This is a genomic window from Flavobacterium lindanitolerans (genome assembly GCF_002846575.1).
Taxonomy (GTDB): Bacteria; Bacteroidota; Bacteroidia; order Flavobacteriales; family Flavobacteriaceae; genus Flavobacterium; species Flavobacterium lindanitolerans.
Genome location: NZ_PJND01000008.1, coordinates 466882 through 480596 on the forward strand (window position 1 = coordinate 466882; position 13715 = coordinate 480596).

General features: G+C 38.6%; 12 protein-coding genes and 1 pseudogene. 8 read left to right on the plus strand and 5 right to left on the minus strand.

All coding sequences use genetic code 11. The features are described from left to right. Positions 1 to 197 precede the first annotated feature (197 nt). From B0G92_RS11980 to B0G92_RS11990, 3 genes are all read left to right on the plus strand, one after another. Positions 198 to 2933 (plus strand): fibronectin type III domain-containing protein, encoded by a 2736-nt coding sequence (locus B0G92_RS11980; RefSeq protein ID WP_101472373.1) that lies wholly within the window; start codon positions 198 to 200, stop codon positions 2931 to 2933. A gap of 119 nt (positions 2934 to 3052) precedes the next feature. Next, positions 3053 to 4099, plus strand: a complete 1047-nt coding sequence (locus B0G92_RS11985) for a glycoside hydrolase family 130 protein (RefSeq protein WP_101472374.1) — start codon at positions 3053 to 3055, stop codon at positions 4097 to 4099. A gap of 16 nt (positions 4100 to 4115) precedes the next feature. After that, the gene (locus tag B0G92_RS11990; RefSeq protein WP_180326436.1) at positions 4116 to 5054 is read left to right on the plus strand and encodes a polysaccharide deacetylase family protein; all 939 of its coding nucleotides are present in this window, start codon (positions 4116 to 4118) and stop codon (positions 5052 to 5054) included. Between the two features lie 66 nt (positions 5055 to 5120). Here B0G92_RS11990 and B0G92_RS11995 read toward each other — a convergent pair whose 3' ends face one another. The 4 genes from B0G92_RS11995 to B0G92_RS12010 form a co-directional block, all read right to left on the minus strand. Continuing rightward, positions 5121 to 5321 (minus strand): hypothetical protein, encoded by a 201-nt coding sequence (locus B0G92_RS11995; protein ID WP_101472376.1) that lies wholly within the window; start codon positions 5319 to 5321, stop codon positions 5121 to 5123. A 116-nt stretch (positions 5322 to 5437) separates the two neighbouring features. Next, positions 5438 to 6763, minus strand: coding sequence for a sensor histidine kinase (locus tag B0G92_RS12000; RefSeq protein WP_245867845.1), 1326 nt, complete (start codon positions 6761 to 6763; stop codon positions 5438 to 5440). 2 nt (positions 6764 to 6765) lie between these two features. After that, positions 6766 to 7440: a response regulator transcription factor gene (locus B0G92_RS12005; protein ID WP_056065491.1), complete on the minus strand. Its 675-nt coding sequence runs from the start codon at positions 7438 to 7440 to the stop codon at positions 6766 to 6768. A 39-nt stretch (positions 7441 to 7479) separates the two neighbouring features. Further along, a complete protein-coding gene (locus B0G92_RS12010) occupies positions 7480 to 7947 on the minus strand; it encodes a PepSY-like domain-containing protein (protein ID WP_101472377.1) in 468 nt (155 codons plus the stop codon). A gap of 395 nt (positions 7948 to 8342) precedes the next feature. On the opposite strand from B0G92_RS12010, the gene B0G92_RS12015 reads away from it, so the two are divergent. The 3 genes and pseudogenes from B0G92_RS12015 to B0G92_RS16800 all read left to right on the plus strand — a co-directional run. Further along, the gene (locus B0G92_RS12015; RefSeq protein ID WP_101472378.1) at positions 8343 to 8969 is read left to right on the plus strand and encodes a hypothetical protein; all 627 of its coding nucleotides are present in this window, start codon (positions 8343 to 8345) and stop codon (positions 8967 to 8969) included. A gap of 173 nt (positions 8970 to 9142) precedes the next feature. Next, a complete protein-coding gene (locus B0G92_RS16730; protein ID WP_218971859.1) occupies positions 9143 to 9862 on the plus strand; it encodes a low molecular weight protein tyrosine phosphatase family protein in 720 nt (239 codons plus the stop codon). Positions 9863 to 10086: 224 nt separating this feature from the next. Continuing rightward, positions 10087 to 10176, plus strand: a pseudogene (locus B0G92_RS16800) (Crp/Fnr family transcriptional regulator); the annotation flags it as partial. Positions 10177 to 10304: 128 nt separating this feature from the next. Here the strand turns inward: B0G92_RS16800 and B0G92_RS12030 are convergent. Then, positions 10305 to 10709 carry a DoxX family protein gene (locus B0G92_RS12030; RefSeq protein ID WP_101472379.1) on the minus strand — a complete coding sequence of 135 codons (405 nt, stop codon included), beginning with the start codon at positions 10707 to 10709 and terminating at the stop codon, positions 10305 to 10307. A 160-nt stretch (positions 10710 to 10869) separates the two neighbouring features. On the opposite strand from B0G92_RS12030, the gene B0G92_RS12035 reads away from it, so the two are divergent. Both B0G92_RS12035 and B0G92_RS12040 read left to right on the plus strand, forming a co-directional pair. After that, entirely contained in the window at positions 10870 to 11802 is a 933-nt protein-coding gene (locus B0G92_RS12035) for a helix-turn-helix domain-containing protein (RefSeq protein WP_101472380.1), read from the plus strand. 197 nt (positions 11803 to 11999) lie between these two features. Further along, a complete protein-coding gene (locus B0G92_RS12040) occupies positions 12000 to 13550 on the plus strand; it encodes a tetratricopeptide repeat protein (protein ID WP_101472381.1) in 1551 nt (516 codons plus the stop codon). The last annotated feature ends 165 nt before the right edge of the window (positions 13551 to 13715 follow it).

A 13715-nucleotide genomic window follows, 5' to 3' on the forward strand; every position in this document is an offset into this window, starting at 1 on the left:
CAAGCGTAACTGGCAACATACAAGAATAACTGGTTAGACCTATTGTAAGAATTTATAGGAAATGGTCTTTCTCCTTAATCGTTTCTTAAAACAAGCCTGAAAAAAAGCCGTCATTCTTTAACCCTAACTTAATCTTTTTCTAATTGCTGAAAATTTTAGCAAACCTATTTTTGTGCCAACAAACAACATAACACATCATGAAAAAATTCTATCTCTTATTACTGCTCTTTGCAGGATGGATGGCTGAAGCTCAATCTCTCTATCCCTACCTGCAAGCTCCTACTACCAATTCCATTTATGTCAACTGGAAAACAGAAAGCAATCCGGAATCTATAGTAGAATACGGAAGTGCGCCAAATGCGCTCACCCTCTCTGTTACCGGAACCAACAGCATATTTACAGACACCGGATATCCGGCCAATTACTATTACCACAGTGTAAAAATATCAGGGCTTAACCCAAACACTAAGTATTATTACCGCGTCAGAACCGGAACCAGCACTTCACAGACTATGTCATTCAAAACGCTACCGCTTCCCGGTCAAGCCGCTACATCTGACGGCCACCTGCGTTTTTTGGTTTTGGGAGACAACCAGATGCGAAACGTTCCGCGATTTGACACGCTTGTTGCCCAGGCCAAAAGAAAAATTGCAGAAAAATGGGGAATCACGGCAGACCCGTGCGATAATATTGCATTGACAGTAATGGTGGGTGACCAGGTAGATGTGGGTACTTTAGACCATTATGAAAACGTACATTTCAAAAAGAATAAGGCTTTATCCGGCTACCTTCCTATTCAGACTTTGGTAGGAAACCATGAAACTTACGGTACATTAGCCATGCAGGCCTATTATGACCATTATGTACTTGATGAAATGTCGTATAGAGGTATTTCATCCGGAACAGAGAATTATTATGCCAATCAGGTAGGAAATGTTCTTTTCATAGCTATGGATACAGAACATACCGGAATCCAACAGTTAAACTGGCTTACACAGGTGGTGCAGGCTGCTGATGCTGACCCGACTGTTGACTGGATAGTTTCTTTAGGACACAGACCTTATCAGGCAGAACAGTATGTGGGCGATATTTCTCCATGGATCCGAAATTCCGCTATGCCGGTTTTGGTAACTTCTGCAAAGCACATCTTGCATATTGGAGCCCACCACCACTTATATCACAGAGGCCAATTGAAAAATACGCCAACCTACCAGATTATTTCCGGAGGTGTGGCCTGGGACCAATATTGGGGCATGGCGGCAGAAAAAGATTTTGACGACGTACAGAAAACGATTTCCAACTGGATGTACCAAATTATAGATGTTGACGTCAATAACGATACTTTTGACGTGGAGTCCTACTCTATTGGTAGCGCCTATACCTGGAAAAACAATGAACTTATGGATGAATTCCACCGTTATAAAGGATTGGATTCACCACAACAACCAACAATATTGAACGATTTTAATGGTGGTGATGTAGAGTTACCTCTTGAAATTTCAAGTTCTGCCTATACTACTACTTCCGGCCAGTTGTTAAACTCGACAGAGTTCCTGATTGGAAAAACAGCCGATTTTGAAATCATTGAAAAAGACATTTACAGAGATTATGAAAACCTGTATGGCCCTTTAAACGGTCAGGTTGACGTATCGAAAGATATCAACGCGGGCATCGATATTACAAAAGTGACTCTGGCAGCAAATGAAATTCCTAACGGACAGTATTTTGTAAAAGTACGCCACAGAGACAGGAATTTAAACTGGTCTCCATGGAGTGCCGTAAAGTCATTTAATGTAACCAACAGCGGTTTTGCCAATACGCAAATTCAGTTAGACACTATTGCCTACAGACCTAACACCCCAATAAGTGTTTCTTTTACTGATGGTCCGGGTAACCAAAGAGATTGGATTGCTTTATATAAGGTTGGCCAGACACCGGGAAGCGCCAGTCCTTCACAATTGTGGACTTATGTAAACGGTCAGCGAAGCGGAACCGTTACTTTTAATGGTTTGACACAGCCGGGAAGGTATTATGCAACGTTTTTAGAAAATGACGGCTATACAGAATTGGCCGGTAGAAAAGAATTTTATGTAGGCCCATTGGTAACACTTTCTTCTAATGCCCAAACCTACGCTTCAGGGAGTCCGGTTACACTATCTTTTGCCAACGGACCCCGGCTTACCAATGACTGGATTGGAATTTATAAAGTAGGCCAAACTCCAGGCGGACCTGCTTCTACACAATGGCGCTATGTTACTACGGCTTCCGGAAACTTTACCTTCAACAATTTGGCCGATGGTTATTATTTTGCCGAATATTTCCTTCAGGACGGCTATAACAGTGTTGGAAACAAAGTATTTTTCCAGGTTGGAAACCAGATTACGCAACTAAGCATCAACAAGACCATCTACAACCTCAATGAAAATATTATTGCAACCTGGACAAATGCTCCGGGTATTGTTAAGGATTGGTTGGGAATCTATCATGCCGGAGACGACCCAAATGTAGACGAACTGGTAAGTTTTACCTATTTTGAGGGACTTTCTGAAGGGACAAAAGTTATACAGGACGACAAGCTGCCTACAGAAGCCGGAGATTATTTCATCGTAATGTTTACAAACGATTCTTATAATGAAGTATCCAACCGAATTTCTTTTGTGGTTGAAGAAGCATTGGGAACGGGTGAGTTTTCTTCTCAAAACGGGGTAAAAGTATATCCTAACCCGGTTAAGGAAGGCGAAAAGACCTATATCAAATCAAAATATCCAATCGACCAAATCGATATGTTTGATATGACCGGAAATCTGTTCTATTCTTCAAAAAACATTAATGATTACAATTATTCGATTATCAACCAAAGTTTGCCTTCGGGAACTTACATATTAAAAATTCACTCTAATAAAGTGTATACTGTAAAGGTTGTGGTAAACTAATCAAAACACAAAAATCTATAACAAAAGCCTCCAGATGGAGGCTTTTGTATTTACATTTAGGATTCTCTTAAGGTCATCCGACAAAAAGTTTTTGTAAATTCAATCCAATAAAAGTGACTATGAGAGATATTGCCAACCGTTTTCCTGAAAATCCGTTACTAAGCCCTAAAGACCTGTTGGCCAGCAACAGCCAGTTTCAGGTAATCTGCCTGCTCAATCCGGGTGTTTTTATTTATGAAAATAAAATCTGGCTCATTGTGAGGGTTGCCGAAAATATCAGCCAAAAAGAAGGTTCTGTTTTCTTCCCTGTCGTGGATGAATCCGGAGAAATTGAAATTCTTGAAATACTGCTGGACGACCCACATCTTATTGCTAATGATGCCAGGGTAATCAATTATAAAGGAAATGACTATTTAACCACCCTTTCTCATCTTAGGCTCTTGTGCAGTGATGACGGTATCCGTTTTAAGGAACCTGAAGGTTATCCAATCTTATCGGGAATAGGATATCAGGAAAAATTTGGTGTTGAAGATTGCAGGGTCAGCAAAATAGACAATATTTACTACCTGACCTATACTGCCGTTTCAAACAATGGCGTTGGTGTTGGTTTGCGGACTACAATCAATTGGAAAGATTTTGAACAGAAAGGAATGATTTTTCCACCCCATAATAAAGACTGTGCTATTTTTGAAGAACGCATCAATGGCAAATATTACGCCCTGCACCGTCCTAGCAGTAAGGAAATTGGAGGTAATTACATCTGGATAGCCGAATCGCCAGACGGACTGCATTGGGGAAATCACCAATGTATTCTCAAAACCAGAGAAAATCATTGGGATAGCGCCAGAGTTGGTGCCGGTGCTGCTCCAATTAAGACAGAACGCGGATGGCTGGAAATCTATCATGGCGCCAATGCCGAAAACTTCTATTGTCTGGGTGCTTTCCTAATGGAACTGGGCAATCCTTCAAAAGTAATATCCCGAACTGTCGAACCCATAATGGTTCCAACAGAAACTTATGAAACCAATGGCTTTTTTGGTGGCGTAGTTTTTACGAACGGCCATATTATTGAAGGAGACAGGCTGACCATTTATTATGGTGCTGCCGATGAATTTGTTTGTGGAGCCCATTTTTCAATCCGGGAAATTTTATCTTTGTTGGAATAAGTACTATCTCCAAACAATGACAATTACCCAAAAACACACCTTCATCCTGCTGTTTTTCCTGTTACATACAGGATTATATGCCCAAAAAGAAATTGCAATTACCATAGACGACCCCAACACGACGGTTACTCCAAAATTAGAATGGCAGGAACGAAATAATGCCCTTTTGAAAACACTTAAAAAGCATCACATCAAAGCAGCATTGTTTGTGTGCGGCATGCGCGTAGCCGATTCCAACGGCAGAGATTTATTAAAGCAATGGGACGACCAGGGTCATATGATTTGCAACCATTCCTATTCGCATCTGTATTTTAATTCCAAATCCAATTCCTTTAAAAAGTTCAGCGCAGATTTTAACAAGGGCGACAGCATAATCAAACCGTACCGGAATTATGCCAAATACTTCAGATTTCCATACCTGAAAGAAGGCAATACGGTTGAAAAAAGAGATTCGATGAGAGTATTCATGTCGCAAACTAATTACAAAAATGGAGCGGTTACGATTGATGCTTCGGACTGGTATATTGATGCGGAAATAGCCAAAGCATTAAAAGAAAATCCTGATGCCGACCTCACTCCCTACAAAAACTACTATATCCAACACATCCTTGACCGCGCCGCTTATTATGATGCTCTGGCTGTTCAACTGTTCAACAGACCGGTTAAGCACACACTCCTGCTACACCATTCTTTGCTAAATGCTTTGTTTCTTGACGATTTATTAACGGCTCTCAAAAAGAAAGGATGGAAATTAATTGATGCTCAAATGGCTTTCAAAGACCGCGTTTTTGAAAAAACTCCGGATATTGTTCCTTGTGGAGAAAGCATTATCTGGCAATGTGCTAAAACAACAGCAACCCTTTCCCAATCATTGCGTTATCCGGGCGAAGATGCCGAATATGAAAAGATTCCGCTGGAAGAAGCTGTAAAAGCCTATAAAAACAGTCGGAATTAAAAATAAAAAAAGCTCCTGATATCAGGAGCTTTCCGGGCACGTTTATTGCAGACCAGGCAAAGAGTCTTAGGCTTTCGCCTTAGGCGCTTCTTCTTTTTTTACTTTAGCCACTTCAGCCTTTTTGGTTTTTGCTTCGGCTTTCTTCATTTCTTTATTTGTTGCTTTTGCTTCAACTTTTACTTCTGCTTTTGCAGGTGCTTTTTGTTGTGCATTTACCATAGCGCTGGTTCCTAGAACTAATGCGGCTAACATCATTAATTTTTTCATGATTTCTATTTTTTAATTAAACAAGAATTATGTTTGTTTCTTAATTATAGGTCAAAGTTAGATTCGTTAAATGAAGATAAGATGAAGATTTTACCGTTAGCGATTAATTTAACATTTTATTTTTTCACTTCCTGAAAAATCAGACTGAAAGTTGTTCCCACATTCAGTTCTGAGCTTACCTTTATTGCTATTTTATGCAGATTGGCAATGCTTGAAACGATTGACAGCCCCAGCCCCTGCCCTTCATCTTCCAGATTTATTTTCATAAACCGATTAAAAATCTGTGACAATTGTGTTTCGGTCATTCCTTTACCCGTATCTGAAATGGAAATACTGTAAAGTCCTTCTTCAAAAGAATCTGAAACGGAAACACTACCGCCATTGGGCGTAAACTTGATGGCATTGAAAACAATATTATAAATCAATATGTGCATCAGCGTTTTATTCCCTTCAAAAACAAAATGTTCTTTTACTGTATTACTCACCCGAAGCTGCTTCATTTCAATACGGTCTTCAAGGTCTGCCAAGAGTTCAGAAATCAAACTCTGGAAATCGATAGGTTCAAAATTGGAATATTGGTGATTTTCTATTCTTGAAATGAGCAAAAGATTGTTAATAATACGTTTCAACGTGTCCAGATTCCGGAGCGAAACAACAATCTTATCGACACCTTCATCATTGATAGATTCGTTGTTGAGCAGGTTTTCCAGCCTGTTCTGCAAAACCGACACTGGTGTCAGCAATTCGTGGGAAACGTTGGCAATAAACTGCTTTTCCTTTTTAAATTGTTCCTGTATGCGGTCCATCATCTGGTTCAATCCATCATCCAGAACAATAAAATCAGATGTAGTCGTATGCACTTTAGAAAGGTCAAACAATTCCGGTTCATTAATAAGGTTAATCTTTGTGTCAATTATTTTCTGGAAAGGTTTTAGCAGATAATCAATAAATATGGATTGGGCAAAATGAGACACAATGAGCGTTGCCGTAAGCAACAATAAAATAACCAGATGAAACTTATCCAACAATTCGTTTACCTCGCTAAGCCGCTCTCCTATTTCAAGCACATAGTTGGTGTTTTTATAAGTGAAATGATGGTAAAGTACTCGGTATTCATTCGATTCATTTTCTACAATCCGGGTTTCGTCAACAAAATAATCTTTTGAGCGCACCGCGTTGTTGGAACGGTATAACTGGAGAAATTCGCTGTGAAGATTGGAGAAACTAATATAAAGCTCCGTACTGTCATTCCGTTCTATAAAAGCATTGATTTCGGAAGTATTGAGATTTTTGACAAACTTATCCCGTTTTTCAACCATCGAATTTTCAATCTTCTTATAGGCCACCTTTTTAATTACAAAAGACAGCGTAAACCACATGATGATTAATAGCAACAGGCGGATTACGGCACTGAATATCGAGATTTTATTTTTGAGCTTCATGTTTAGCTTATAATTCTATAGCCTACATTGCGTACGGTTTCAAACCATTCGATAGAAGCGTGTTTGTCGAGTTTCTTGCGCAGGTTCCGTACGTGAACATCTATAAAATTAGAATCGGAACTAACTTCCAGCACATCGCCCCATACATGTTCTGTAAGCTGCAGCCGCGTAATGACACGGTTTTTATTCAGTACCAGATATTGAAAAATATCAAATTCTTTTTTGGTCAGTGCCACGGCATTTTCCTGATAACTTACCTTATAATCCTGCAGCCTGATTTTGAATCCGTGGATATCGAGTTCATTAACCGTAAATCCGTGGATTCTACGAATTACGGCATACAATCGGGCACCCAATTCCGTCAGGGCAAAAGGTTTGGTCAGGTAATCGTCTGCGCCCAAATCAAGACCGTTAATTTTGTCGTCTAGCTCACCACGGGCGGTAATTACAATAACTGCCATTTTTGATTTGGCTTTCCGTACACTTTTCAGCACGTCAAACCCGCTACCGTCAGGCAGTCCCAAATCAAGCAACAGTGCATCATATTGGTTTACCGAAACCTCTTCCAGAGCTTCTTCGCAAGTAGCCACCCATTTGCAGACATAACCACTCTTGTCAAGATAGTCAATTAACTCTACTGCTAATTCTTTGGTATCTTCTACAATCAGGACATTCATAATTTACTTTATAATCATTTTGCAGACTATTCTTAAACATTAGCGGTCTTTCTCCACCATTTGCAGAAAATCGCCGGCGTCACTAAAAACGGCATCATAAAATTTTGAGTCGCTGGTAAGTCCCACTTCATAAGTATAGTAATTCGGTGTTTTTCGTATTCTTGCGGCTTCAACAATTTTATAGGTCGGATAATTTTTTTTAAGGTAAGATTGGATAGTTTGTGGCAACTTGTTCGGTTTGACCGCATGCTCCAACACCTGTAGTTCGCCTCTCAGATTATAATAGGCTGAAACCCTGGTGCCCTGAACGGTAAAATCTGCTACATACAGTTCTTCATTGCCATCATCACCGTCAAACTCGCTTCTCCATACGGCATTTGTTTTCGGAAATTCTTTTTCAAAAGCAAAACGTGCTTCGTCAGGCGGTGAATAAGGTTCTTTTTTGTCGGTTTGTCCATAAAAACTGGCCGTAATGAGCAATAAGGCTGCTAAAAAAGTATTTTTCATAATGCATAGGTTTTAAATTATACAAAAGAGACTCCATAACGAATTTACCATTTTTTATCTGATTTTTGGTTTTGTATGGTAAGAATCATAAACAAATATAGCTTGTAAAAATGAAGAGAAAATGAAGATAATTTTGGATTTGTGATTTATGAATGCTGACTTAGGATTTTGGATTTTTGATTTTAGCCACAGATTTTAATGATTACACAGATTTAAGGTATTTATATAATCTCTCAGTAAAAGAAAAACATTTACCCATTACCAATCAACTAAAAACTATCGCCTATCAACTATACATTATCAACTATAATAACTCAATTGGCCGCATTAAAAAAATTGTAAATTAGCCTTAGAAAAATTAAACCATTAAGAGCTACTTTAATAAAATAATAACAATGGGCATATTCAAAAAAATATTTGGCAGACAGAGTAAAGAAATTATTCAAAACACAACGCAAATAAAAAAAACTGACGGTTCTTTTGGTGATACAATTTTAAGATTTCAGAACTCTATTCAAAAATCTATTGAGTGGGATGACTTAAAGAATGTTGAATTTGCAATGTGGCTTCCTTGTAACGAAGACAAAACATTTGCATCATCACCAATTACTGAAAAATGGACAACTGTATATTCATTGACAAAAGACTATTGGTCCTATATTACGGCAGACCTATTGAAAACTTTAGAACTTACAGATGAGAAAACTTTCAGATTGGGACTTCCTGACAATTTTGAAGCATTTGCTTTTTTGACAAATGATAATGAACAAATTATTCTGTCATTATCCAAAGAAAAAGGAATCAGACTACATTTTGCAGAAACAACACCATTTAAATACAAGGCAGCATTTTTAGACAATTTTATATCTTATTGCATTGCGTGGAAAGAGTTAATAGAATTCAATAATGGGCCAAAAGATGAAAACTTAGGATTTGAAGAATGGTGGTTATTTACACTAAAAACATCTATAGCTGTAGAAGAACAAGAACCTTTGACAGGAGTAGGAAAAATTGTGATTTAATATCGTAAAAACAGCCGCTAACAAAGGTTTGGCAATATGGTGGCTGAAGAGTTTCTATAAACAATATGACAAGGTTCAACAGCAGGATCCGATTAAACTTTTGTATTAAAAATCCGCTACCAAAACGATAGCGGCTATTATAATTAATGCCACCAACAGACAAACAAGAACGAATGAAACCAACCTTTAGATGTGGGACAAGAAAAGCGATTGATGAGTTATCAGAAGAACTAAATATTCCGCATAATTCTTCTATGCAGGACTGGTCTTATACAGAAGGAAATCCTGATGACATTGAAAAGTACATTTCACATTACTACCTGACAACAGATGACGACAAGAAATTTGTTTTAATGGAAATTATAATTCAGGCAACAGAAGACCAAAATACTGAGGAACTTTTTATAAAGTATTGCGAAACAATTAAACCAATTTTAGAAGCCAACTTCAAGCTTCACGAATTTACTATTCATTACTGGGCTTGCTTTGACAACGAAAATATTGATGACTGTTGGAAAATCGCAACTCTAATGCGACAATTATGGACAGACAAATCCAAACTAAAATTACTTTTCGTTTGCACGGTAAACAGAATGAGAAGTGCAACTGCACACAAAATATATGAAGACGATAAACGTTTTGAAGTAAAATCAGCAGGCACAGATAAATCAGCAAATACTGTAATTTCCGATGAAATATTAAGTTGGGCAGACAGTATTATTGTTATGGAAAAACATCATAGAAATTTCATAAGACAAAAGTTTCCCGAAATTTATAAAAATAAAAAAATTGTATGTTTATACATTCCGGACGACTATGATTATATGCAGGCAGAACTAATTGACATACTAAAGAATAAAGTGGAAGATGTTTACAGACGAAGACTTATTTGACACCAAATTTACAGTCTGAAATACACCTTTTGCCAGATACCGAACTGTTACAAGATTAATACTACACATTAATTTGTGATTTTAGATTTTTGATTTTAGCCACAGATTTTAATGATTACACAGATTTAAGGTATTTATATAATCTTTCTTAAAAGAAAAATTGTGTAACCTCCACAAATCAACTAAAAACTATCCACTATACTCTATCAACTATCCACGACCTGATAATAGTAAAAAGGCTACCCAACAAAATGGTTGCTTCATACCTCAATATTTCGCAGGAAACCTTGAGCCGACTGAAATCAAAAGTGTAACTACCAAACACTACTCCGGATTGATTTTAGATTTGGGATTTTTGATTTTAGATTTCTATATCTAATCTCTAATTTCTACCATCTGCTATCTGCTATCTGCAACCCGATTTCTGATTTATAAAGTCCGTTTAAGCCTCTTTTTTCTCATCCCGCAATGCATCAATACTATAAGGCCCGGCACCAAAATAGGCTAACATAAGTGCCGCTCCAATAATCGACATGTTTTTCATAAATGTCATCAGAACCAGCTGGTGTAGCATAGGGTCACTGACAGTCCAGAAATCGTGCATGATAAAAGTAACCGGAACCAGAAAAATAATAATCAGCCAGGCACCCCATTTGGCCATAAAACCAAATAAAATACTAAGTCCTGCCGCCATTTCCAGTACGCCAACCAATGGAATCAGTATATACGACAGCGGAATTCCTTTAGCGGCTGCCTCATACACAAACGTATCTGAAAACTTAGCAATGGAAGAATACATAAAGATGATGCTGAAAAGAAACCTGCCAATCAAAGGGATATATTTCATGATATTTAAAATTTAATGAGCTGTAAATAGCTGTATTAAATTTACGGCTAAGTCAACAATAACACTTCGTGCCATTCCATCCGAAATTGGTCTGAAACCCGCCTTTTTTCCTACAACAGTCTAATACTGAGTTGACCGCAAAAAAGAACTCTCGCATAAAATGACTAACTTTACGACACTAAAGACGATTGATTTGGAAAAAACAGGCATCCGAAAGCTCTCAATCAGCGATATTCTGGAAATATTAGGTGATGTCCCGCAATCCGAAGGGCTCCATGTTTATATGGGAAAAGGTGCCATTACAACCATTCCGTTTCCTTATCCGTATCGCTCTGATAATTTTTCGGTGATGCTCATCCTTTCCGGAACGATGAAACTCCAACTGGACCTTATCTCCCATACTGCCAATCCAAATGACCTGATTATTATTTCGCCAAGAACCATCAACCATATCCTTGAAATTGGTGGGAATCTTGAACTGATTGCCGTTAGCTTTACGTTAGATTTTGCCCGGCAATCCAATCGGAATAAAAATGAAATCGATGCCTTTGAGTTCTTTGCTTCAAAAGCCATCCCTAAGCTTACCTTTAGTGAGGAGGAATGCCGGAATTTTATTTTTCTGGCCCGTTTACTTATGCAGGAAAACATTGAAAAGAACCATGAGCCCTATAGCGATGAAGTGCTTCACCATACCTTTAGCCTGCTTATGTATATAGTAGCTTCACGCTATAAAAAAGAAAACTCCGGACTAAAACCGGAACTGTCCCGTCAGGAAGAACTCACCTTAAAATTTCTCAAATTGCTTGACACCCATTTCAAACAGCAGCGCAGCGTGCAGTTCTATGCCGATTCGCTCTGTGTTACGAGCGGACATCTTACCAAAATTCTAAAAGAAGTTTCCGGAAAAACAGCCGGAGAACTGATAGAAGAAGCCCTCCTTTTGGAAGCGCGCATACTGCTGTCTGACCCTATGCTGACCATTGCCCAAATAGCAGACGAACTCCGGTTTAGCGACCAATCTTCCTTTGGAAAATCTTTTAAGAAAAACATAGGGCTTTCGCCCACAGAATACCGTAGAAAAAACAGCCGGTAGAGGCTTTGCAACTTTACAACTTTACGACTTTACAACTTTACGACTTTATATACAAAGTAATTCGCCCCTTTGGTACAAACTTCCTGACAGTGATTAAATATTTATATCTTTGAAATCCTTATTATTATCAAAAAACTGCCATGCGCTACAACCGGCTGCTTCTATTTTTGCTTTTATTTTTGCTATGCTTAAACAGCATGGCGCAGCCTTCGTCACAAAATACATTAATCCAGAAAGGTTGGGATGCGCTTGTAAAAGACCATGACGACGAAGCTTTCCGGTATTTTTTCCTATCCTATGAAAAAGCAAAAAAAGACAGGAATGAAACAGATATGGCAGAATCACTGCTCTATCTCGGCATCTGCTCTTTTGGTTCCAGCTATGAAAAAGGACTTGACTACGCTTTCCAGTCGCTCAATATTTACAACCGGTTGGAAAAAACCAATCCCGATGTGGGACAAATTGGCCGCAGCAAATGCCTGCAGCTTATCAGTACCATTTATTCACGACAGAAAAAATATGCACAGGCCAAACCCATCAGCCGCGAAGTAATCAGCATTCTCGAAAGCCGTGAAGACAAAAGCGGTACTCTGGGTCTTGCCTATTCCAGTCTGGGTTCTTTATACGAACAGCAACAGCTCAAAGATTCAGCCTATTATTTTTACAAGCTGGCCTTAAAAGACTTTGAAAAATCAGGCAATCAGGCCTATCTGCCCAATGCCTATATCAACATAGGCGAAAGCGAAATGGGACGCCACAACGACCAAAATGGTCTGGACTACTTTCAAAAAGCACTGGAGATAGCCAATACCACAGAAAATAAACAGGCTCAGGCTTCAGCACTTCTGGCCATTGGCAGATGGCACCTCAATCACAAACACAAAACAGAAGCTTTGTTTTATTTCCAAAAGGCACATGTGATATCGGAGGCACTTTCCGACAAGCTTTTTGAAATCATGACCGTCGAAGCACTCATCGAGCTAAACGAAAAGGAAAAGAATTACTTCGAAATGTCCAGGCTTCAAAAACGCCTTATTTTCCTGAAAGACCAACTCCATTCCTTAGAAAGGGAAAAAATAGTCAAGAGCCTTGAAATGCAATTTGAAGTGGCTGAAAAAAACAGAAAACTTGCCCTGGTTTCAAAGGAAAAAGAAGTGGCAAGACTTACCAATTATCTGTTGGCCATTTGCATTATTGTACTCCTGACAGCTTTAGTAACAGGATATTTATACCTTAAAAGCAGAAACAAGCGCGACAGGAATCTGCTCAAAACCAAAGAAGCTCTTCTGGAAGCCAAAGAAAAACAGCGCGAACTGGAAGAGATACGTTTCCAGAACGACCTGGACCATAAAGAAAGCCAATTGAGCGCCATCACCCTACAGATGCTGCAAAAGAACGAATTGTTAAGCGATATCAAATCGGCTATAGAACAGCAGCCTCAATCCGAACAGCAACTCATCAAGATGGTCAACCGCCATTTTGAGCAAAACAACAATTGGGATGATTTCAACCTCTATTTTGAAAGCATCAATAAAAACTTCTACACACGCCTCAAACAACTGTATCCGGAAATCAGCGCCAACGATTTAAAAATATGTGCGCTTATCAAGCTGAATCTTTCCATCAAGGAAATGGCTTCCATACTAAATATTTCTCCGGACAGTGTCAAAACTGCCCGTTACCGACTGCGTAAAAAATTACAGCTTGCGGCAGACGAAAACCTTACCAACTTTATACTTTCGGTCTAAAACAAGACTCTTGTCTACTAACTTTCTACCGCATTATACGGGCTTGTCTACCTTTTGTCTACCTGATTTTTTCGGGGCTTACCAACGTATCCACTAATTTTGGATAAAAGTTTTTAGTTGTTTAAGAAACTCCCGGGAATAGATTCCGTGTTTCCAAAAATCTTC

Coding starts and splice junctions, on each gene's coding strand:
- B0G92_RS11980 (WP_101472373.1), top strand. CDS start 198: ATGAAAAAATTCTATCTCTTATTACTGCTCTTTGCAGGATGGATGGCT.
- B0G92_RS11985 (WP_101472374.1), top strand. CDS start 3,053: ATGAGAGATATTGCCAACCGTTTTCCTGAAAATCCGTTACTAAGCCCT.
- B0G92_RS11990 (WP_180326436.1), top strand. CDS start 4,116: ATGACAATTACCCAAAAACACACCTTCATCCTGCTGTTTTTCCTGTTA.
- B0G92_RS11995 (WP_101472376.1), bottom strand. CDS start 5,321: ATGAAAAAATTAATGATGTTAGCCGCATTAGTTCTAGGAACCAGCGCT.
- B0G92_RS12000 (WP_245867845.1), bottom strand. CDS start 6,763: ATGAAGCTCAAAAATAAAATCTCGATATTCAGTGCCGTAATCCGCCTG.
- B0G92_RS12005 (WP_056065491.1), bottom strand. CDS start 7,440: ATGAATGTCCTGATTGTAGAAGATACCAAAGAATTAGCAGTAGAGTTA.
- B0G92_RS12010 (WP_101472377.1), bottom strand. CDS start 7,947: ATGAAAAATACTTTTTTAGCAGCCTTATTGCTCATTACGGCCAGTTTT.
- B0G92_RS12015 (WP_101472378.1), top strand. CDS start 8,343: ATGGGCATATTCAAAAAAATATTTGGCAGACAGAGTAAAGAAATTATT.
- B0G92_RS16730 (WP_218971859.1), top strand. CDS start 9,143: ATGAAACCAACCTTTAGATGTGGGACAAGAAAAGCGATTGATGAGTTA.
- B0G92_RS12030 (WP_101472379.1), bottom strand. CDS start 10,709: ATGAAATATATCCCTTTGATTGGCAGGTTTCTTTTCAGCATCATCTTT.
- B0G92_RS12035 (WP_101472380.1), top strand. CDS start 10,870: ATGACTAACTTTACGACACTAAAGACGATTGATTTGGAAAAAACAGGC.
- B0G92_RS12040 (WP_101472381.1), top strand. CDS start 12,000: ATGGCGCAGCCTTCGTCACAAAATACATTAATCCAGAAAGGTTGGGAT.